At 69.8% G+C, this 20,258-nt stretch carries 15 protein-coding genes and 1 pseudogene; 6 read left to right on the top strand and 10 right to left on the bottom strand.

All coding sequences use genetic code 11. The features are described from left to right. Positions 1-21: 21 nt before the first annotated feature. The 4 genes from ACFU53_RS03035 to ACFU53_RS03020 all read right to left on the bottom strand — a co-directional run bounded on the left by ACFU53_RS03035 (position 22) and on the right by ACFU53_RS03020 (position 7,054). On the bottom strand, positions 22-2,151 hold the full coding sequence (locus ACFU53_RS03035) for a 3-hydroxyacyl-CoA dehydrogenase NAD-binding domain-containing protein (RefSeq protein ID WP_383985434.1): 2,130 nt from the start codon (positions 2,149-2,151) through the stop codon (positions 22-24). Further along, positions 2,148-3,374, bottom strand: coding sequence for a thiolase family protein (locus ACFU53_RS03030; RefSeq protein ID WP_383985432.1), 1,227 nt, complete (start codon positions 3,372-3,374; stop codon positions 2,148-2,150). The genes ACFU53_RS03035 and ACFU53_RS03030 overlap by 4 nt, the downstream gene beginning before the upstream one ends. Before the next feature lie 225 nt (positions 3,375-3,599). Next, entirely contained in the window at positions 3,600-4,664 is a 1,065-nt protein-coding gene (locus tag ACFU53_RS03025; RefSeq protein ID WP_383985430.1) for a LacI family DNA-binding transcriptional regulator, read from the bottom strand. Next, on the bottom strand, positions 4,661-7,054 hold the full coding sequence (locus tag ACFU53_RS03020) for a glycoside hydrolase family 2 protein (RefSeq protein ID WP_383985428.1): 2,394 nt from the start codon (positions 7,052-7,054) through the stop codon (positions 4,661-4,663). The genes ACFU53_RS03025 and ACFU53_RS03020 overlap by 4 nt, the downstream gene beginning before the upstream one ends. A 160-nt stretch (positions 7,055-7,214) precedes the next feature. Here ACFU53_RS03020 and ACFU53_RS03015 point away from each other — a divergent pair, with 160 nt between their 5' ends. From ACFU53_RS03015 to ACFU53_RS03005, 3 genes are read left to right on the top strand one after another with little or no spacing between them, the layout of a single operon-like run. Further along, positions 7,215-8,531 (top strand): ABC transporter substrate-binding protein, encoded by a 1,317-nt coding sequence (locus ACFU53_RS03015; RefSeq protein ID WP_383985426.1) that lies wholly within the window; start codon positions 7,215-7,217, stop codon positions 8,529-8,531. Further along, entirely contained in the window at positions 8,531-9,502 is a 972-nt protein-coding gene (locus ACFU53_RS03010; RefSeq protein WP_383985424.1) for a carbohydrate ABC transporter permease, read from the top strand. Before ACFU53_RS03015 ends, ACFU53_RS03010 begins: the two co-directional genes overlap by 1 nt. After that, on the top strand, positions 9,499-10,356 hold the full coding sequence (locus ACFU53_RS03005; protein ID WP_383985422.1) for a carbohydrate ABC transporter permease: 858 nt from the start codon (positions 9,499-9,501) through the stop codon (positions 10,354-10,356). The genes ACFU53_RS03010 and ACFU53_RS03005 overlap by 4 nt, the downstream gene beginning before the upstream one ends. A 110-nt stretch (positions 10,357-10,466) precedes the next feature. On the opposite strand, the gene ACFU53_RS03000 is transcribed toward ACFU53_RS03005, so the two are convergent. The 3 genes from ACFU53_RS03000 to ACFU53_RS02990 all read right to left on the bottom strand — a co-directional run bounded on the left by ACFU53_RS03000 (position 10,467) and on the right by ACFU53_RS02990 (position 13,649). Beyond that, on the bottom strand, positions 10,467-11,777 hold the full coding sequence (locus ACFU53_RS03000) for an HRDC domain-containing protein (RefSeq protein WP_383985420.1): 1,311 nt from the start codon (positions 11,775-11,777) through the stop codon (positions 10,467-10,469). Positions 11,778-11,953: 176 nt separating this feature from the next. Further along, entirely contained in the window at positions 11,954-12,613 is a 660-nt protein-coding gene (locus ACFU53_RS02995) for a response regulator transcription factor (protein ID WP_037701061.1), read from the bottom strand. A 406-nt stretch (positions 12,614-13,019) separates the two neighbouring features. Next, positions 13,020-13,649, bottom strand: coding sequence for a DUF3000 domain-containing protein (locus ACFU53_RS02990; RefSeq protein WP_383985448.1), 630 nt, complete (start codon positions 13,647-13,649; stop codon positions 13,020-13,022). A gap of 228 nt (positions 13,650-13,877) precedes the next feature. Between ACFU53_RS02990 and hemE the strand changes: the two genes are divergently transcribed. Next, positions 13,878-14,945 carry a uroporphyrinogen decarboxylase gene (gene hemE / locus ACFU53_RS02985; RefSeq protein WP_383985418.1) on the top strand — a complete coding sequence of 356 codons (1,068 nt, stop codon included), beginning with the start codon at positions 13,878-13,880 and terminating at the stop codon, positions 14,943-14,945. 18 nt (positions 14,946-14,963) lie between these two features. Here the strand turns inward: hemE and ACFU53_RS02980 are convergent. The 3 genes and pseudogenes from ACFU53_RS02980 to ACFU53_RS02970 all read right to left on the bottom strand — a co-directional run. Then, positions 14,964-15,399, bottom strand: a pseudogene (locus tag ACFU53_RS02980) (rhomboid family intramembrane serine protease); the annotation flags it as partial. 174 nt (positions 15,400-15,573) lie between these two features. Beyond that, the gene (locus ACFU53_RS02975; RefSeq protein WP_383985446.1) at positions 15,574-16,263 is read right to left on the bottom strand and encodes a response regulator; all 690 of its coding nucleotides are present in this window, start codon (positions 16,261-16,263) and stop codon (positions 15,574-15,576) included. After that, a complete protein-coding gene (locus ACFU53_RS02970; protein ID WP_383985416.1) occupies positions 16,248-18,587 on the bottom strand; it encodes a histidine kinase in 2,340 nt (779 codons plus the stop codon). Before ACFU53_RS02970 ends, ACFU53_RS02975 begins: the two co-directional genes overlap by 16 nt. Positions 18,588-18,758: 171 nt before the next feature. Between ACFU53_RS02970 and ACFU53_RS02965 the strand changes: the two genes are divergently transcribed. Next, complete coding sequence (locus tag ACFU53_RS02965) at positions 18,759-19,781, top strand: hypothetical protein (protein ID WP_383985414.1); 1,023 nt, start codon at positions 18,759-18,761, stop codon at positions 19,779-19,781. A gap of 192 nt (positions 19,782-19,973) precedes the next feature. After that, positions 19,974-20,258 (top strand): hypothetical protein (locus tag ACFU53_RS02960; RefSeq protein ID WP_383985412.1); only part of this gene is annotated, 285 nt, incomplete at its 3' end.

The following is a 20,258-nucleotide window of genomic DNA, read 5'->3' as shown; positions in this document are numbered from 1 at the left end:
GCCCTCAACCATGTCCGGTGGTTACGCGGGGACCGAAGCCACCCCGGCCTCCAGGAACTTCTTGCCGTTCACCCGCTCGCTGACGCCCTCACGGTCCAGGTACGGCGTGATGCCGCCCAGGTGGAAGGGCCAGCCGGCGCCGGTGATCAGGCAGAGGTCGATGTCCTGCGCCTCGGCGACGACACCCTCGTCGAGCATGAGCCCGATCTCCTGGGCGACGGAGTCGAGGACACGGGCCCGCACCTGCTCCTCGGTCAGGACGACGTCGCCCTGCTTGAGGAGCGCGGCGACCTCGGGGTCCAGCTCCGGCTTGCCGGACTCGTAGACGTAGAAGCCGCGCTTGCCGGCCTTGACGACGGCGGCGAGGTTCGCAGAGACCGTGAAGCGGTCCGGGAAGGCCCGGTTGAGGGTCTCCGAGACGTGCAGACCGATCGCCGGTCCGACCAGTTCCAGGAGCACCAGCGGCGACATCGGCAGACCCAGCGGCTCGACCGCCTTCTCGGCGACCTCGACCGGTGTGCCCTCGTCGATGACGTTCTGGATCTCGCCCATGAAGCGGGTGAGGATGCGGTTCACGACGAACGCCGGGGCGTCCTTCACCAGCACCGCGGTCTTCTTCAGCTTCTTGGCGACGGCGAAGGCCGTGGCGAGCGAGGCGTCATCGGTGGTCTCGCCCCGGACGATCTCAAGCAGCGGCAGGATCGCGACCGGGTTGAAGAAGTGGAAGCCGACGACCCGCTCGGGGTTCTTCAGCTTCGACGCCATCTCGGTCACCGAGAGGGAGGAGGTGTTCGTCGCGAGGATCGCGTGCGCCGGGGCGACCGCCTCGACCTCCGCGAACACCTGCTGCTTGACGCCGATCTCCTCGAACACGGCCTCGATGATGAAGTCCGCGTCCGCGAAGCCCTCGGCCTTGTCCAGGACACCGGTGACCAGGGCCTTGAGGCGGTTGGCCTTGTCCTGGTTGACACGGCCCTTGAGCAGCAGCTTGTCGATCTCGGCGTGGACATAGCCCACACCCTTGTCGACACGCTCCTGGTCGATGTCGGTCAGCACGACCGGCACCTCCAGGCGGCGCAGGAAGAGCAGCGCGAGCTGGGAGGCCATCAGACCGGCGCCGACGACACCGACCTTGGTGACCGGACGGGCCAGCGACTTGTCCGGCGCACCGGCGGGGCGCTTGCCGCGCTTCTGCACCAGGTTGAAGGCGTAGATACCGGAGCGCAGCTCGCCACCCATGATCAGGTCGGCGAGGGCGACGTCCTCGGCGTCGAAGCCCTGCTGGAGGTCGCCGTTCTTCGCGGCGGCGATGATGTCCAGCGCGCGGTACGCGGCCGGGGCCGCCCCGTGCACCTTGCTGTCGGCGATGAACCGGCCCTTGGCGACGGCCTGGTCCCAGGCCTCACCGCGGTCGATGACGGGACGCTCGACCGTGACGTCGCCCTTGAGGACGTTCGCCGTCCAGATCAGCGACTGCTCCAGGAAGTCGGCGCCCTCGAAGATCGCGTCCGCGATACCGAGGTCGAAGACCTGCTGGCCCTTGAGCTGCTTGTTCTGGTTGAGGCTGTTCTCGATGATCACCGAGACGGCCTTGTCGGCACCGATCAGGTTCGGCAGCAGTGCGCAGCCGCCCCAGCCCGGGACCAGCCCGAGGAAGACCTCGGGGAGGGAGAAGGCCGGGATGGCCTTCGAGACGGTTCGGTACGCGCAGTGCAGTCCGACCTCGACGCCACCGCCCATCGCGGCACCGTTGTAGTACGCGAAGGTCGGGACGGCGAGCGCGGACAGCCGCTTGAAGACCTCGTGGCCGCCCTTGCCGATGGCGAGCGCGTGCTCGTGCTCCTTGAGCAGTTCGACGCCCTTGAGGTCGGCGCCGACGGCGAAGATGAACGGCTTGCCGGTGACACCGACACCGACGATCTCGCCGGCCGAGGCCTCCTTCTCGACCTGGTCGAGGGCGGTGTTCAGGTTCGCCAGCGACGCCGGGCCGAAGGTGGTCGGCTTGGTGTGGTCGAGGCCGTTGTCCAGCGTGATGAGCGCGAAGCGCCCGGCGCCGAACGGCAGGTCGAGGTGGCGTACGTGCGCGGACGTCACGACCTCGTCGGGGAACAGCTCGGCCGCGCCCTTGAGAAGATCGGCGGTGGTGCTCACTTGTCGCCTCCGGCGGACTCGAAGTTCGGGTTCTCCCAGATGACGGTGGCGCCCATGCCGAAGCCGACGCACATGGTGGTCAGGCCGTAGCGGACCTCGGGCTGCTCCTCGAACTGACGGGCCAGCTGCGTCATGAGACGCACACCCGACGAGGCCAGCGGGTGACCGAAGGCGATGGCGCCGCCGTACTGGTTGACGCGCGCGTCGTCATCGGCGATGCCGTAGTGCTCCAGGAAGGCCAGGACCTGTACGGCGAAGGCCTCGTTGATCTCGAAGAGACCGATGTCGTCGATGGACAGCCCCGCCTGGGCGAGTGCCTTCTCCGTCGCCGGGATCGGGCCGTAGCCCATGACCTCCGGCTCGACACCCGCGAAGGAGTACGAGACGAGGCGCATCTTCACCGGCAGGTTGTTCTCGCGGGCGAAGTCCTCGGAGGCGATCAGCGAGGCCGTCGCGCCGTCGTTCAGACCGGCCGCGTTACCGGCGGTGACCCGCCCGTGGACGCGGAAGGGGGTCTTGAGGCCCGACAGGTTCTCCAGGGTCGTCCCCGGCCGCATCGGCTCGTCGGCGGTGACCAGGCCCCAGCCCGTCTCACCGGCCTCGGGGTTGGTGCGGCGGACCGAGATCGGCACCAGGTCGGCCTGGATCTTGCCGTTGGCGTACGCCTTGGCGGCCTTCTCCTGCGAGCGCACGGCGTACTCGTCGGCGCGCTGCTTGGTGATCGTCGGGTACCGGTCGTGCAGGTTCTCGGCGGTCATGCCCATGAACAGGGCGGACTCGTCGACCAGCTTCTCGCTGACGAACCGCGGGTTCGGGTCCACGCCCTCACCCATCGGGTGGCGGCCCATGTGCTCGACACCACCGGCGATGGCGATGTCGTACGCGCCGAAGGCGACGGAACCGGCGACCGAGGTGACGGCGGTCAGGGCGCCGGCGCACATACGGTCGATGGAGTAACCGGGGACCGACTGCGGCAGACCGGCGAGGATGCCCGCCGTACGGCCGATGGTGAGCCCCTGGTCACCGATCTGCGTGGTCGCGGCGATGGCGACCTCGTCGATCTTCGCGGGCTCCAGACCGGGGTTGCGGCGCAGCAGCTCCCGGATCGCCTTCACGACGAGGTCGTCGGCACGGGTCTCGTGGTAGATGCCCTTCGGACCCGCCTTGCCGAACGGGGTGCGGACGCCGTCGACGAAGACGACATCCTTGACGGTACGAGGCACGATGGCTCTCCTCCAGAGGTGCGGGACGGCACTGCTGCGATACGCAACCGCTGAGCGGGCGCTCAGCCCCATGCTACTTACGAGTAACAGCGCTGCACACCCCTGGGGAGGGGAGCGGCGAACGTCACATGGGTTCCCCGTGTTACCGCCGGTTACGTGTAGCCATCCTAGGGGCGCGGGAGACTGCGCGACCAGCCACGACGCACCGGAAGTCCCGTACGGCGCTCAGGGGGCAGGCGCTGTGGACCCCCGAGGCACCAGTACGGGCGTCGGCACGGGATGCGAACCCTCGCCCTCCCCCGTGATCACCCCGAACAGGGTACGAGCCACCTCCGCCCCGAACCCATGCACGTCATGACTCATCGCGGAAAGAGTCGGCCGCGTCAGCCGACAGAGCTGCGAGTCGTCCCAGGCGAGCAACGAGACATCCTCAGGAACGCGCACCCCCATCTCCGCCGCCACGGAAAGCCCCGCCACCGCCATGATGTCGTTGTCGTACACGATCGCAGTCGGCCGATCCCCGCCGGCGCCGGTCAACAACGCCCGCGTCGCCCGTGCCCCCGCCTCTCCGGAGAAGTCGGTCGCCACCTGCCGGACCCGGGCCAGCCCCAGCGAACCGGCCGCCCCCTCGAACGCCGCTGTACGAAGGGCCGAGTGCCCCAACGAGACCGCACCCCCCACCCGAGCGACCCGCCGATGCCCCAGCGCCGCCAGATATCGCACCGCCTCCGTCACGGCGGTCGCGTCGTCCGTCCACACGGACGTGAGCCCCCCGGTCAGCGACGGATGCCCGACGGCCACCACCGGCATCCCCAGCCGCCCCACCGCGGTCACTCTCGGATCATCCGCGCGGAAATCGACGAGGATCGACCCACTGACCTGCCGCCCCCGCCACCACGCGTCCTGAAGCCCCACCTCCTCCTCCAGATTCCGCACCAGCCGCAGCAGCAGCGAGCAGGACCGCTCGGTCAGCACGCTCTCCACCCCGGAGATGAACTCCATGTAGAACGGCTCGAGCCCCAACAGCTTCGCCGGCCGGCAGACCGCCAGTCCCACCACGTCCACCCGCTGACGCGACAGCGACCGCGCCGCCAGATTCGGCGCCCACCCCAGCTCGCGCGCCGCCGCGAAGATCCGGTCGCGCGTGGCGTCGGCCAGCCCCGGCTTCCGGTTGAACGCGAGCGACACAGCCCCCTTGGACACCCCGGCACGCGCGGCGACGTCCTTGATGGTCACGCGAGGGGTCGAGGGTGGGGGCGGGAGCGGGGGCGGAGTCGGGGAGGTGCTCATCGCGCGGGCTCCACGCAGTACAGAGCCCGCCGTACGTCCTCCACGTCCGGCACGTCCTCCCACCCCCGCACCCCGATGGTCACCCGCTCACCGGGCAACAACGTGACCAGCCCGGTGTCCGCCCGAGCCGCCGCCCCCAGCCGGTCCGCCTGAAGCAGCAGATCCCGCACGAGCGTGCGGGCCATCACGGTCACCGACCCCGGACCCACTTCGACGTCGAACTCCGGTCGCGGATACGGCACTTCACGATCCGGAGCCGGGAAGTACACCGCCCGCAGCCCCTCCCCGTCGGCCACCAGGAACTCCTTCGCCCCCGCAGGCTCCACCTCACGCGGCACCCGCACCTCGGCGACCGTACGTGCGGCGGCGGACACCCTCACCGTCACCTCGGCGACGACGACCCCTTCCACGGACATCCGCCGCAACCGCACCCCAGCCGCGTCCCACACCTCACCCGCCTGATTGACGGCGGCCAACACCAGCCCCTCACCCCGTACTTGGAGCGTCAGCAACCGGTCCGCGTACAGCCTCCGCAGCTCGTGATAGAGCGGCTTCTCCCTGCCGTCCCCGTCGATCGCCGCCCAAGAGGTCACCGGCCAGCAGTCGTTGAGCTGCCACACGATCGTGCCCGCGCACACGGGCCAGTGCGAGCGCCAGTGCTCGATCCCGGCGGCGATCGCCCGTGCCTGGTTGACCTGCGTCAGATAGTGCCAGCGGTCGAAGTCCCCTTCGGGCAGCGCGAAATGACGTGCGAGCCCCCGCTCCAGCTTCCCGTTCCCGTCCTCGGCCTTCTGGTGGTGCAGCATGCCGGGGGAGTCGGAGGCGAGGACCTCACCCGGCAGCGCCCGCCGCAACGTCGCGTACGCAGGCGGCGCCTGCCATCCGAACTCGGCGACGAAGCGAGGCACGTTCGCGCGGTACTCCGCGTAGTCCTCCCGGTTCCACACCTCCCAGGAGTGGTGCGTGCCGTGCGCGGGGTCGTTCGGATGGTGCTCCCAGGACCCCGACCACGGGCTGCCCGCCGTGTACGGCCGCGTCGGGTCCAACTCCGCGACGACACGCGGCAGTAGTCCCGAGTAGTACCCCTCACCCCACGACTCCCCGGCGAGCCGCTCCTCCCAGCCCCAGTCCTTGAACCCCCACAGGTTCTCGTTGTTGCCGTTCCACAGCACCAGCGACGGATGCGGCATCAGCCGTACGACGTTCTCCCGTGCCTCGGCCTCCACCTCGCCCCGCAGCGGCTGCTCCTCCGGGTACGCCGCGCACGCGAACGGGAAGTCCTGCCAGACCAGCAGTCCCAACTCGTCGCAGGCGTCGTAGAAGTCCTCGCTCTCGTAGATCCCGCCGCCCCAGATCCGGACGAGGTCGACACCGGCCTCGGCCGCCTGCGTGAGCCGCGTGCGACAGCGCTCGCGCGTGACGCGGGACGGAAACACGTCGTCCGGGATCCAGTTCACCCCGCGCGCGAACAATCGCTCACCGTTGACGACGAGGGTGAACCCGGTCCCGTGCTCATCGGCGCTCCGGTCCAGCTCCACGGTCCGGAACCCGACCCGCCGCCGCCACCGATCAAGCGCGTCTCCCTCGCTGTACAAGGTCAACTCGACCTCGTACAAAGGCTGTTCACCGTACCCACGCGGCCACCACAGCTCCGCGCCCGGCACCTCCAGCCGTACGACCCCGCTCGTCCCCTCGACCTCCGCGACCGCGCTGACACCCCCCACCCGGGCCTCCAGCCGCAGCCCCGCCTCGACGGCCGCCCGCTCCACGTCGACGAGCAGTTCCACCTGCCCCGTCGTGCCGTCGACGGTCACCAGGGGCCGGACCCGCGCGATACGAGCCGTCGACCACCTCTCCAGCCGAACGGGCCGCCAGATCCCGGCGGTTACGAGTGTCGGGCCCCAGTCCCAGCCGAAGGAGCAGGCCATCTTCCTGATGTACTGGAAGGGTTCGGGATAGGCGTTCGGCCGGTCGCCGAGCCGCTCGCGCACCGCCTCCGCCTCGGTGTACGCGGAGGCGAAGCGCACGGAGAGCCGGCCGCTCACGCCGGTGATGTCGAAGCGGTACGAGCGGTGCATGTTCCGTACGGAGCCGAGGAGCCGGCCGTCGAGCCGGATCTCGGCGGCCGTGTCGAGCCCGTCGAAGACCAGATCGCTCTGGTCGTGCCCGCCGGCCGCGCCGAGGCCCGGCAGCTCCAGCTCGTACGTCCACTCCCGGCGCCCCACCCACGCCACATCTTTCTCGTTCCGCCCGAGGAAGGGGTCCGGGATCAGCCTCGCCGCCAGCAGATCGGTGTGCACGCACCCGGGCACCGCGGCGGGAAGCGGTTCTGCGGTGTCTTCAGGGTGTCGCACGATCCAGCCCTCGGTGAGTGGTGTGGCGTCCAGCATGCGCACTCCCTAAACCGGTCAAGTTCGGTTCGTCGACAGTATCCCGAAATCTTTCGACAGCCTTGGCGAAATAGGGACTTTACCGGTTCAGTGACGACTGCCAGAGTGCCGAACCAGCCAACCCACTCGTGCTCGTCCGTCCCGAACGGAGCTGGTGCACATGAACCACCGAAGGACGCTCACCGGAACACTGCTCGCAGCGGCCCTCCTCGCCTCGGGCTGCACAGGCAGCGGAGGCAGCTCGAAGGGCGCCGACGCAAAGGCTCCTGACGATCCGTCACAGGTTTCCGGCACCATCAAGGTCCTCACCCACCGCACCGACATCGTGCAGGACGGCACGATGAAGAGGTACGCGGACGCCTTCAACAAGACCTATCCGAAGGTCAAGGTGGAGTTCGAGGCCCTCACGGACTACGAGGCCGAGGTCAAGATCCGTATGAACACGGAGAACTACGGCGACGTCCTGATGATCCCGGCGGTCATCAAGAAGAACGACTACCCCACATTCTTCGCCTCGCTCGGCACCGAGGAGGAGCTGGGCAAGAAGTACCGCTTCACCGACTTCACCGCCGTCGACGGCAAGGTCTACGGGCAGACCACGAACGGCGGCACCCCCGGCTTCGTCTACAACAAGAAGGTCTGGGCCGAGGCCGGCGTCACCGACTGGCCCACCACACCGGACGAGTTCCTCGCCGCCCTGAAGGCCATCGAGTCCAGGACGGACGCGGTGCCGTACTACACCAACTTCGCCGCCCAGTGGCCCCTCACGTCCTGGACCTACGTCGACGGCTCGGTCAGCTGCGACACCGGGGCCACCACCCGGCTCGCCGAGGGCGACCCCTGGGCGGAGGGCGAGGACCTGCGCGTCGGCGACACCCTCCTCCACGACATTGTGAAGCAGGGCCTCATGGAGAAGGACCCGACGACCACCAACTGGGAGGGCTCCAAGCCCCGCCTGGCGAAGGGCGAGATCGCCACCGCCTGGCTCGGCTCCTGGGCGGTCCTCCAGTTCCGCCAGGCCGCCGAGAAGGCGGGCACGAACCCCGACGACATCGGCTTCATGCCGTTCCCCGCCCAGGTCGACGGCAAGTTCTGCGCGGTCCTCAGCCCCGACTACAACCAGGCCGTGAACATCAACTCCGACCACAAGGAGGCGGCCCGCGCCTGGATCGACTGGTTCTCCACCGAGTCCGGCTACGCGGACGACAACCTGCTGCCCTCGATCCTCAAGGACGCCCCTCTCCCCGAGGCCCTGAAACCGTACGAGGAGGCCGGGGTGAAGCTCATCGAGCTGGACGACGCCAAGGGCGGCCTGGTCAAGGAGATCGACAGCGCCTCCGAGGTCGGCCTCTACGGCCCCGCCTACCGCCAGGACCTGGTCGACCTCGCCCGCGGCGCCAAGGACGGCAGCCTCGACGGCTTCCTCGCCGACCTCAGCAAGCGCTGGACCGAGGCCCAGAAGACCGTGGGGTCGTAATGCCCCACACGCGTACGACCGACCCCTCGCACGCGACGACGAAGGTGGCGCGGCCCTCGACGGCCGCGCCCCCGCCCCCCACGCCCCGGCGCGCACCCCGCAAGGTGCGCCTGTGGCGGAAGCTCACCCCCTGGCTCTTCCTGGCCGCCCCGCTCGCGCTCCTCATCGCCTTCACTTACGCCCCCGTCGCCAACATGCTGGCGTACAGCTTCACCGACTGGGACGGCGTCAGCCCCGAACTGAACTACACCGGCGGCGACAACTACATCGAGATCTTCACCCGCCCCGAGCTGTTCCAGGTCTTCTTCGTCAGCGGCTACTACCTGGCCGCCTCCGCGATCCAGATAGGCGTCGCCCTCTACTTCGCGACGATCCTCAGCTTCAACATCCGCTTCCGGAACCTCTTCAAGGGCATCCTCTTCTTCCCGTACCTGATCAACGGCGTCGCGATCGGCTTCGTCTTCCTCTACTTCTTCCAGGACGGCGGCACCCTCGACTCGGTCCTGGCCCTCTTCGGCCACGAGTCCGACCGGGCCTGGCTCGGCACGTCGACGTCCGCGAACATCTCCCTCGCGGGCGTCTCCGTGTGGCGCTACATGGGCCTGAACTTCGTGCTCTTCCTCGGCGCGATCCAGTCGATCCCGGGGGAGTTGTACGAGGCCGCCGAACTCGACGGCGCGAACCGCTGGCACCAGTTCCGGTACATCATCGCGCCGGGTATCCGCCCGGTCCTGAGCCTGAGCGTGATCCTCTCGATCTCGGGCTCCCTGTCGGTCTTCGAGATCCCGTACATCATGACGGGCGGCGCCACCGGCACCGAGACCTTCGTGATCCAGACGGTCAAGCTCGCCTTCCAGTTCAACAAGACGGGCCTCGCGTCCGCCGCCGCGGTCGTCCTGCTACTGATCATCCTGGCGGTGACGTGGCTGCAACGCCGACTGGTCCCCGACGACAGGGTGGACCTCGTATGACGACACTGACGACCCCAACCCCGGTGGCCCGCCGGCGAGCAGCCCGCACCCTCACCTATCTGTCCCTGGTCGGCGCGTCGGTCGTGGTCCTCCTGCCCCTCCTGGTGGTCCTGCTGACCTCGCTCAAGACCGAGCGGCAGATGGCGGACGACAGCGGCGCCCTCACGCTGCCCGACAGCTTCCTGAACTTCGACAACTACGCGACGGCCTTCCGCGACGGAGAGATGCTCGCCGCCTTCGGCAACACGGCCTTCATCCTCTTCTTCGCCGTCACCGGAACGGTCGTCATCGGCTCGATGGCGGCCTACGCGATCGACCGCTTCACCTTCCGCTGCCGGAAACTGGTCGTCGCCCTCTTCCTCGTCGCCACCCTCGTCCCCGGCGTCACCACCCAGGTCGCGACCTTCCAGATCGTCGACAGCTTCGGCATGTTCGACACCCTCTGGGCCCCGATCGCCCTCTACATGGGGACCGACATCGTCTCGATCTACATCTTCCTGCAGTTCGTGCGATCGATCCCGATCTCCCTGGACGAGTCCGCCCGCCTGGACGGCGCCAACGCCTTCACGATCTACCGAAAGATCATCTTCCCGCTCCTGAAACCCGCGATCGCCACGGTCGTCATCGTCAAGGGGATCACCGTCTACAACGACTTCTACATCCCCTTCCTCTACATGCCCTCCGACGACCTCGGCGTGATCTCCACATCCCTCTTCCGCTTCAAGGGCCCCTTCGGCGCCCACTGGGAAACGATCTCGGCAGGAGCGGTCCTGGTGATCCTGCCGACCTTGATCGTCTTCCTGCTGCTGCAGAGGTTCATCTACAACGGCTTCACGAGAGGAGCGACGAAATAGCCGCCGGGCACGGGGAGCTTTCCAGGCGCGCGGGTTGTATCGATATGCGGCTCCGCCGCGTGGGCGTGATCAACCACGATGATCCCGCACCCGCCAAAGCCCAGACGCTCCTACGGCGCCTGGGCTCCCTTGGCCTTCGCCACCGCGGACAAGGCCCCCACCAACACCGGCGTCACCAACTCCACCTGCCACGCCCGCGCCCCGTACCCGGCCAGTGCCGCAGAGATCGACTCGGCGTCAGCCGTGGTCGGCGGCTCCCAACAAAGGCGCCGAACCGTATCCGGAGTGATCAGATTCTCCTGCGGCATAGTGAGCTGCTCGGCCAGCGCGGACACCCCGGCCCGAGCGGCGGACAGCCGAGCCGCAGCGGCAGGATCCTTGTCGGCCCAGGCCTTCGGCGGGGGCGGCCCGGTCACGGGCTGCCCATGCGCCGGCAACGCCGAATCCGGCAGGGCCTTGGCCCGGTCCACAGTGGCCTGCCACTGCTCCAACTGCCGCCGCCCCATCCGATGCCCGAACCCGTTCAGCGCGGCGAGCGCGTGCGCGGTGGCCGGCAGCGCGAGCGCCGCCTCCACGATCGCCGCGTCGCTCAGCACCTTGCCCGGCGACACGTCCCGCCGCTGCGCGATCCGGTCCCGCGCCTCCCACATCTCCCGCACGACCGCCATCTGCCGCCGACGCCGTACCTTGTGCATCCCGGACGTACGACGCCAAGGATCCTTGCGCGGCTCGGCGGGCGGCGCGGCCGCGATCGCGTCGAACTCCTGGCGGGCCCATTCGAGCTTGCCCTGCCGGTCCAGCTCCTTCTCCAGGGCGTCCCGAAGGTCCACGAGGAGCTCCACGTCGAGCGCGGCGTACCGCAGCCACGGCTCGGGCAGCGGGCGGGTGGACCAGTCGACGGCGGAGTGGCCCTTCTCGAGGACATAGCCGAGGACGCCCTCGACCATCGCGCCGAGGCCGACCCGGGGGAACCCGGCGAGCCGCCCGGCCAGCTCGGTGTCGAAGATCCGGGTCGGGACCATGTCTATCTCGCGCAGACAGGGCAGGTCCTGGGTGGCCGCGTGGAGCACCCACTCCACGCCGGAGAGCGCCTCACCGAGGCCGGAGAGGTCGGGGCAGGCGACGGGGTCGATGAGCGCGGTGCCCGCGCCCTCGCGGCGCAGCTGCACCAGATAGGCCCGCTGACCGTAGCGGTAGCCGGACGCGCGTTCGGCGTCGACGGCGACGGGGCCGGAGCCGGCGGCGAAGGCGGCGATCACCGCGGCGAGCGAGGACTCGTCGGCGATCACGGCCGGAATACCGTCCTGCGGCTCCAGCAGAGGGATCGGCGCCCCCGCTTCAGAAGATCCGCCGTCGTCCGGAGGGGCGCCTCCGGTGGTTCGCAGGGTCCTGTCTGCTGCGGTCTCTTGGGCGTCGGTCACCTGTCAAGGGTATCTGTGTATGGACATGGCCCGTCGACGGAACGTTCCGTCGACGGGCCTTCCAGGGGCGTAAACCAGTCACGTGTCACACGTGTCAGTGAATGTTCCCGGCGAACCGGGAGGGGCCGGACATCCGTGGATGATCCCGGCCCCTTCCTGCCTCGGTGGCTTCGGCGTCAGTGGATGATCCCGGTGCGCAGGGCCACCGCCACCATCCCGGCGCGGTCGCCGGTGCCGAGCTTGCGCGCGATTCGGGCCAAGTGGCTCTTGACCGTGAGCGCGGACAGGCCCATGGAGACGCCGATCGCCTTGTTCGACTGTCCCTCCGCGACCAGGCGCAGAACCTCGACCTCGCGGCCCGACAGCTCCCGGTAGCCGCCCGGGTGGCTCGGTGCGCCCGGGGGACGGCGGTGCATACGGGCCGCGGAGCCGATGGGGGCGGCACCCGGGCGGGAGGGCAGTCCGATGTTGGTACGGGTGCCGGTGACGACGTATCCCTTCACACCGCCCGCGAGGGCGTTGCGAACGGCGCCGATGTCGTCGGCGGCGGAGAGGGCGAGGCCGTTGGGCCACCCCGCCGCGCGGGTCTCGGAGAGGAGGGTCAGGCCGGAACCGTCCGGCAGGTGGACGTCTGCGACGCAGATGTCACGGGGGTTGCCGACGCGGGGACGGGCCTCGGCGATGGACGAGGCCTCGATGACATCGCGGACCCCGAGGGCCCACAGGTGCCGGGTGACGGTGGACCGGACCCGTGGATCGGCCACCACCACCATCGCGGTCGGTTTGTTCGGACGGTAGGCGACCAGGCTTGCGGGCTGCTCGAGGAGAACGGACACCAGGCCTCCTGGGGGCGGGACGGGGGGCGGGCTCGCTGGGCTCGTGGGGTTGAAGCCGGGACGAACCATGCTTTCAAGGTCACAGAGGTCTTCGGCATCAAACCTCTGCTCCTTTAGAGAATGATCACGATTTGGTGAGTAACAATCCGGGCAATTCGGACACATCTTCGATCATTCGAAGATCGAACGGTGTCGCTTCACGTCGATACGAGGCCGAAAGTGGCCGTATCGACAAAGTGATGGTTTTGATCGGCGTGGCGACGAGCGCGTCCGAAGGGTCGCGGGGCCGTGTCCATTCGCGGCTCCGCCGCGTGGGCGCGACCAGCCACGAACCATCCGCGCACGAAAAAGGACCGCACGCCCCACGGCGCACGGTCCTTGGTTCTGTGAAAGTCCCGCGAAGTTCTCAGCGGGACTGCGGCCCCCGCCGCTGCGGCAACGTCACGACGGCCGCGTCACCCGGATCCACCGCCGGAGGCAATCCCGCGATCTGGGCGAGCAGATCGCACCACGCGGCGAGATGCGCGGCGGTGTCGGGGACGCCGCCCAGAACCTCTCGCGGGGTCCACGACGCCCGGATCTCGATCTGCGACGCGGCCGGCCGCGTCGCCAGCCCGCCGAAATAGTGCGAACTCGCTCGCGTCACCGTCCCGCTCGGCTCGCCGTACGACAGCGCCCGGGTCTGCAGCGCGCCGGTCAGCCACGACCAGCACACGTCCGGCAGGAGGGGATCCGCAGCCATCTCCGGCTCCAGCTCCGCGCGGACCAGGGTCACCAGCCGGAAGGTGCCCTGCCAGGCGTCGTGCCCCGCCGGGTCGTGGAGCAGGACGAGCCGGCCGTCGGCCAGGTCCTCGTCGCCCTCGACGACCGCGGCCTCCAGGGCGTACGCGTACGGGGCGAGCCGCTGTGGCGGTTTGGTCGCCTCGATCTCGATCTCCGGCCGCAGCCGTGTGGCCCGCAGCGCTTCGACGGCGGAGCGGAACGGCGACGGTGCCGTCTCCATCGCATCGCGCTCCCCCTCCTTCGCGTCGTCCATCCCGCCAGCGCCGTCCGACAGTCGTCCCTGAGCCGCAGCCATGCCGGAACATTAAGGGGAACCGGGCCTCGGCGCAGGGCAAGACACCCGTGCGCTGGGTCACTGTCGCATCGCGCTCAGCGAACGGAGGCCGCCCCTGCGGCCGGGAACGGTGGCCGGAAATGCATGGGCCCGGGTTGCCCACAGCCCGGGCCGTCGCTGTCAAGCGGGCGTGCGAGACTTTGCTGCGTGAGTGCCAACGCCAGCCCCTCGGGCCACCAGCCGACCGCCACGTACAACTCCGCCTTCCTGAAGGCGTGCAGGCGTGAGCCCGTGCCGCACACACCGGTGTGGTTCATGCGGCAGGCCGGGCGCTCGCTCCCCGAGTACCTGAAGGTGCGCGAGGGCATCGGGATGCTGGAGTCGTGCATGCGGCCCGAGCTGGTCACGGAGATCACGCTCCAGCCGGTCCGCAGGCACCACGTGGACGCGGCGATCTACTTCAGCGACATCGTCGTCCCGCTCAAGGCCATCGGCATCGACCTCGACATCAAGCCCGGCGTCGGCCCGGTCGTCGAGAAGCCGATCCGCAGCCGCGCCGACCTCGCCCAGCTGCGCGACCTGACCCCCGAGGACGTCTCCTACGTCACCGAGGCGATCAAGCTGCTCACCGCCGAGCTCGGCGAGACCCCGCTCATCGGCTTCGCCGGCGCCCCTTTCACCCTCGCCAGCTACCTCGTCGAGGGCGGCCCGTCCCGCACGTACGAGAACGCCAAGGCGATGATGTACGGCGACCCCGAGCTGTGGGCCGACCTGCTCGACCGCCTCGCCGGGATCACGTCCGCGTTCCTCAAGGTGCAGATCGAGGCGGGCGCCTCTGCCGTCCAGCTCTTCGACTCCTGGGCCGGCGCCCTCTCCCCGGTGGACTACCGCCGCTCGGTGCTGCCCGCCTCCGCGAAGGTCTTCCGGGCCGTCGAGTCGTACGGCGTCCCGCGCATCCACTTCGGCGTCGGCACCGGCGAGCTGCTGGGCCTCATGGGAGAGGCCGGCGCGGACGTCGTCGGCGTCGACTGGCGCGTCCCGCTCGACGAGGCCGCCCGCCGCGTCGGCCCCGGCAAGGCGCTCCAGGGCAACCTCGACCCGACCGTCCTGTTCGCCGGCACGGAGGCCGTCGAGACCAAGACCCGCGAGGTCCTCGACAGCGCCACCGGCCTGGAGGGCCACATCTTCAACCTCGGCCATGGCGTCATGCCCAGTACCGACCCGGACGCCCTGACGCGGCTCGTGGAGTACGTCCACACACAGACCGCGCGATAGGGGAGCGGAGCCCCGGCTTCACCAACCCGGTCGCGCCCGTCTGCCGAACAGCAGGCCACGTGGCGCGGGTGGTGGCGGGGTGCCGGGGCGCAGGGGTCAGGCGAGCAGCATGCCCGCGACGAAGTCGACGAGGTGGGTCGCGTACGCCACCGTGCCCACGTCGGAGACGCCCTCGTCGGACGAGTGGACCGCCTGGAGCACGAACCAGGAGCCCAGCACCAGCCACGCGGGCAGCCTCAGGGGCAGGAAGACCTGGAACAGGACGAGGACCCGGACCCTGGCCTTCGGATAGAGGACGAGATACGCGCCGAGGACCCCGGCGATCGCCCCGGACGCGCCGATCAGCGGTTCGCCGGAGCCGGCGTTGAGGAACGCGTAGCCGTACGAGGCCGCGTAGCCGCAGGCCACGCAGAAGAGGGGCGAACCGTACGTGGCCCAGCCGGTCCTCGATGTCGGCTTCACCGCGGACAACGAACCGGCGGGCCGGGAGAGATGTCGGCACCCGGCTCTTCTTCGTCGAGGCAGCGGCCGGAACGCGAAGGACCACAGGCCCCCGGCTGACTGGGATCAGGGAAGGTATAGCGGCCAGGACGTCATGTTGGCGTGGCGCTGCGGTGGAGCCGGCCTGTCAGCGCGGCGCGGAAGCGTGGTCGTCTTGTGTGCCTCGGGGTTGGATCAGGCCCGTTTCGTAGGCGAGGATCGTGGCCTGGACTCGGTCGCGCAGTTGGAGCTTGGTCAGCAGGGCATTGACGTGGGACTTGACTGTGCCGGTCGCGACGCCGAGCCGGCCGCCGATCTCCGCGTTGGTCAGTCCCGAGGCGATCTGCAGCAGCACCTCCCGCTCCCTGGGGGTCAGTTCCGTCAGTGCTCCCGTCGCTCCCGTCGGTACGGGCGCCCCCTGGGCGAAGGCGCCGATCAGCCGGCGGGTGACGGCAGGGGCGAGGATGCCGTCTCCGGCGGCGACCACGCGGATCGCGGTGAGCAGGTCCTCGGGCTCGGCGTCCTTGAGCATGAAACCCGAGGAGCCCGCGCGGAGCGCGTCGTAGACGTAGACGTCGAGGTCGAAGGTGGTGAGCACAAGGATCTTCGGCGGGCTCGGGAGTTCGGTGATCAGCCGGGTGGCGGTCAGTCCGTCCATCCCGGGCATCCGGATGTCCATCACGACGACATCGGGAGTGGTCCGTTGCGCGAGGGATACCGCGGCGACCCCGTCGCCGGCCTCGCCGACCACGGACAGGTCGTGTTCGGCGTCGATGACGGCGGCGAAGCCCGCGCGTACCATCGGTTGGTCGTCGACGACCATCACGCGTACGGCGATGGGGGCACCTCCTGGGCAGGGGCCGGAAGGCTTCCGGCGGGCAGGGTCACTCGCAGCGTACCGGCCGGGTCGACGTTCAACTTGCCCTCGGCGGCGTCCAGTTGGATTTTCAGCCGGTCGGCGACCGGTCCCGCCGCGGCCAGCGGCACGCCGGTGACCGTGATGTGCACCGCGCCGCGGCGCAGCCGCAGTGTCACCCGGGCGGGGCCGCGGTCGCCCGCGCTGAGGGCTGCCTCCACCATGCGGTATGCCGCCAGGGACACCAGTGCGGGCAGCGCGGTGGCGGCCTGGGACGCGCCGTGCAGCCGCACGTTCCGGCCCGCCGCACGCAGCGTGTCGCACAGGTCCTGCAGGTCGGCCACGGTGGGCTGCGGGGCATGATGGCGCTCGGGGTCGGCGGCGCCGCGCAGGCTGCCCAGCAGCTGTCTCATCGCGGCCAGTGCCGACCTGGCCTGGGCGGCGACCTCGTCGAGGTCTCCTCGGTCCGCCAGCTCCACCACCCGTGCCGTCCGGTCCAGTACGGCCTGGTGCAGTTCCGCCGCGATCCGTCGGCGCTCGGCGTCCGAGGCGAGGGCCGCCTGCTGTACGGAGTCGGTGAGGGCGCCCTGCTCGCGGGCCACGACCCGCAGCCGCCGGGCCCGCACCGCCAGGCCCGCGCCCCACACCGCGGGGAGCAGCAGAACGGTCACCACCATCCAGTTGACGGCGCGCCACCCCGCCGCGTCCAGCAAGGCGTTCCGGCCCTCCGGCGATATGTCGGCGGTGATGGTCTGGATCAGGACACCGGTCAGCCCGGCGGTGGCCGCCACGATGGACAGCGATGTCCGTGCGGCGCCACCGCCGTAGGCGGCCACCGCGTACACCGCCATGGCCTCGGCAGTACCGGTGAATGCCAAATAAATCGCCCAGTTCTGCGGCAGCAGGTCCCCGGCGCCTGTGACGGTCCAGATCCAGGTGGCGGCGAGCACCCAGAACAGCGTCGGCCACGGCGCGCGCCGACGCCACAGCAACGGCAGGGCGTGGACCAGGGCCAGCAGGACCAGCACGACGCCGGCGGAGGGTTCGAACACCGCGCCGTCCTCGATGTCGCCGGCCACCACGAACAGCGGAGACACCGCGGCGACGACGACCAGTGAGGCGTCGACCAGACGTTGCTCCTTCTGGAAGTCGCGCCGACGGGAGGGCTTGGGGTGCCGCCACGGGCCGGTGGTGTCCGGGAGGCGGGCCCTCACCCACCATCCGCCGTCGGGGCACGGTCCGGCGGTCAGGGTGCCGGTGACGGCCGCTGCTCGCTCCCGCATTCCCGTCACACCGCGGCCCGATCCGAGATCCGCCGTGGAGTGCTGGCGCGCCGCGGCACGTGGTGCGTCGTTCTCCACGGACAGCTCCAGGGTGTCCGCGTCGCGTCGGACGCGGACCCGGACGGCTGCTCCGGGGGCGTGCCGCAGGGCGTTGGTGAGGGCTTCGCGGATGATGCCGAAGGCGGCCTCGGCCGCCGGTCCGGCGAGGTCGCCGGGCAGTTCGGTGGCGATGGGGCGGCCCAGTCGGCTGAATCCGGCGACCAGTTCCTGGATGCGTCCGGTCATCGGCCGCGGGTCCGGCGGGTCGGTGTCCCGCATCACGGTCACCAGTCGCCGCAGCGCCGTCAGCGTTTCGCGCCCGGCGTGGGCGGCGAAGGACAGGGCGTCGGAGGTGAGTTCCGGCCGGCTCCGGCTGAGCCGGCGGGCCGCGTCCACCGTGACCACGACCGAGGTCAGGTGGTGGGCGCTGACGTCGTGGAGTTCCCGGGCCAGCCGGTGGCGCTCGGTGTCGGCGGCCCGCCGCCTGCCCTCCTCGGCTCCGGCCAGCCGTCTCGCGGCTGCCCTCCGCCCGGCCAGCCACTGCCGCCGGCCCTCCCCCAGAGCGGCGCCCACCAGGCAGAGCACGGTCGTGACGGCGCATGTCGACACCACGGAGACCGGCTGGCCGCCCTGCAGAGCCGCCAGCACGCACCCACAGCCAACGGCGGCGGCGGTGCCGACCACCGTGACCCGCCCGCCGCACCGCACCGCGACGGAGTACAGCGCGATCAACACGCCGATCCCGAGGGAGTAGTCCGGGGCCGTCAAGCCCCCGACAGGTTCGGCCCCCAGCGTCCCGGCCAGCGCCCACACCGGCTCGCGCCGCCGCCATCCCAGCGCTGCGACGACGAGCACAGTGGCGATCAGAACCCCGATGAGGGCCACCGGGCCGGGCGGTGCCTCGGCCAGCGGATTGGAGCACAACAGTGCCACCTGCGCGGCGGCGAGCAGGCTCGGCAAAAGCCAGTTCCGTAAGTTCTCCATCTCGCGCTTGAGCCTAAAGGCACTGGTGTCCCCCGAGTCTCTGTCTCAGGAACGAGAACGGACTCCACCCAGCGACAGACCCGCCGTTCGTGCCGCGGGCGGACGCCGCGGCCCAACCCGCCCGGAATGCTGATTGACATGACGACAGCGCCGCTTCGGAAAGGACACCGGATGGAAGCGACAAATGACAATGACAGTGAGCCGTTAGCGGTAGGCCGACGCAGCGTGCTGCGCGGTGCGGCGGCCGGAGCCGCCGGGATCGCCCTGGGCACGGGCGGCGCGCTCGCCGGCGCGGGGGCGGCGAGGGCAGCGGGGCCGGCCGGAATGCCGACGTACCGCTATCTGCGGGACGCGATCGTGCTGCCGCCCGTACCGGCGCACAACCCCACCAACGAGTTCATCTTCCCCTGTATCCGCGGGGTGTACGACAAGATCAGCGGAGCCCGGGCGAAGTACTACCTGTACTACGCGCCGCACGAGAGGCCGGGCGGCATCTGCGTGGCCTTCTCCGACAAGCTGGACGGCCCGTTCACCGAGTACTCCGGCAACCCCCTCATCGACAACGTTCTGCCGACCACGACCGTCACCCATGTCTCCTCCCCGCACGTCACCTGGGACGCCGCCACCCGACAGTTCTTCTGCTACTTCCACGGCGAGAACACCGTCACCCGCGTGGCCCGCTCCACCGACGGCATCCACTTCACCGACGAGACACCGATCCTGAGCACCCGCCTGGTGCCCGGCACTTCGGAGACGTCGTACGCCCGCGTCTTCGAACACACCCTGCCGGGCCGGAACAACAAGTACGTCATGGTCTTCATGGGCGTACGCAACGGCCGCCGCATCTTCTACGGCTGGTCGCCCAACGGCTGGGACAACTGGCAGTTCAGCCCGACGCCGCTGGTCAACCCCGAGCTCGACGGGGTCACCGACATCTCCGGCCCAAGTCTGGTCAAGCGCAACGGCACCACCTACGTCGCCTACCACGGCAGCGATGGCCGGATGTACCTCACCGAGGTCGGCAACGCCTTTGGCCGCGAGAACCACCTCGGTGTCTTCCACTCGCCGATCGCATCCGACGACGGCCGGGTCGCCGCACCGTCATTCGGCACCGAGGACGGCGGACAGCAGTACATGTTCTACGAAGCCGGGCCACGGCTGAACGCACGCATATGCATCGCGCGCGCCGTCTGATCTGACAGCGCTCTACGGGCCGAAGCACGTAGGAAAGCCCTTCACGCGGCTGCTCTGTCGCCGCCCAGTAATTCACGCCCCCGGTGCCGACACTCGACGCGGCAGTCGGACGTCCGGCGTTCCTGCGCCATGCCCGAACCCAACCAAACCGCCCACCAGTACATCCCTGCTGCCTTTCTAGGAGGCCTTTTCATGGCCGACAATCCACTCCTAATTGCGCGCCGACGGCATCACGCCGTCGGAACAGCCCGTCTACTCGTCCTGTTTTCGGTCGTCCTGGCCATCGTAACTGCGGGGTTCTTCGGACCCGCGCCCGCGAGCGCGGCCCCAGGGAACCCCGCAGCGGCGGCTGCCGGAGACCGCCGCCTGGAAATCCCGATAGAAAACTGGAACTTGGCGAGGGCGCGTGAACTCCACGACAAATTGAGCGCGGGCGGTAACGACTTCAGCGAAATCATGGCAACCATGCTTCGCGAA

This window comes from Streptomyces sp. NPDC057474 (assembly GCF_042802555.1).
In the GTDB taxonomy this organism is placed as follows: Bacteria; Actinomycetota; Actinomycetes; order Streptomycetales; family Streptomycetaceae; genus Streptomyces.
Note: the sequence above shows the minus strand (reverse complement) of the source record. Positions and strands in the feature narration are given on the sequence as shown.

Coding starts and splice junctions, on each gene's coding strand:
- ACFU53_RS03025 (WP_383985430.1), bottom strand. CDS start 4,664: ATGAGCACCTCCCCGACTCCGCCCCCGCTCCCGCCCCCACCCTCGACC.
- ACFU53_RS03020 (WP_383985428.1), bottom strand. CDS start 7,054: ATGCTGGACGCCACACCACTCACCGAGGGCTGGATCGTGCGACACCCT.
- ACFU53_RS03015 (WP_383985426.1), top strand. CDS start 7,215: ATGAACCACCGAAGGACGCTCACCGGAACACTGCTCGCAGCGGCCCTC.
- ACFU53_RS03010 (WP_383985424.1), top strand. CDS start 8,531: ATGCCCCACACGCGTACGACCGACCCCTCGCACGCGACGACGAAGGTG.
- ACFU53_RS03005 (WP_383985422.1), top strand. CDS start 9,499: ATGACGACACTGACGACCCCAACCCCGGTGGCCCGCCGGCGAGCAGCC.
- ACFU53_RS02990 (WP_383985448.1), bottom strand. CDS start 13,649: ATGGACGACGCGAAGGAGGGGGAGCGCGATGCGATGGAGACGGCACCG.
- ACFU53_RS02970 (WP_383985416.1), bottom strand. CDS start 18,587: ATGGAGAACTTACGGAACTGGCTTTTGCCGAGCCTGCTCGCCGCCGCG.
- ACFU53_RS02965 (WP_383985414.1), top strand. CDS start 18,759: ATGGAAGCGACAAATGACAATGACAGTGAGCCGTTAGCGGTAGGCCGA.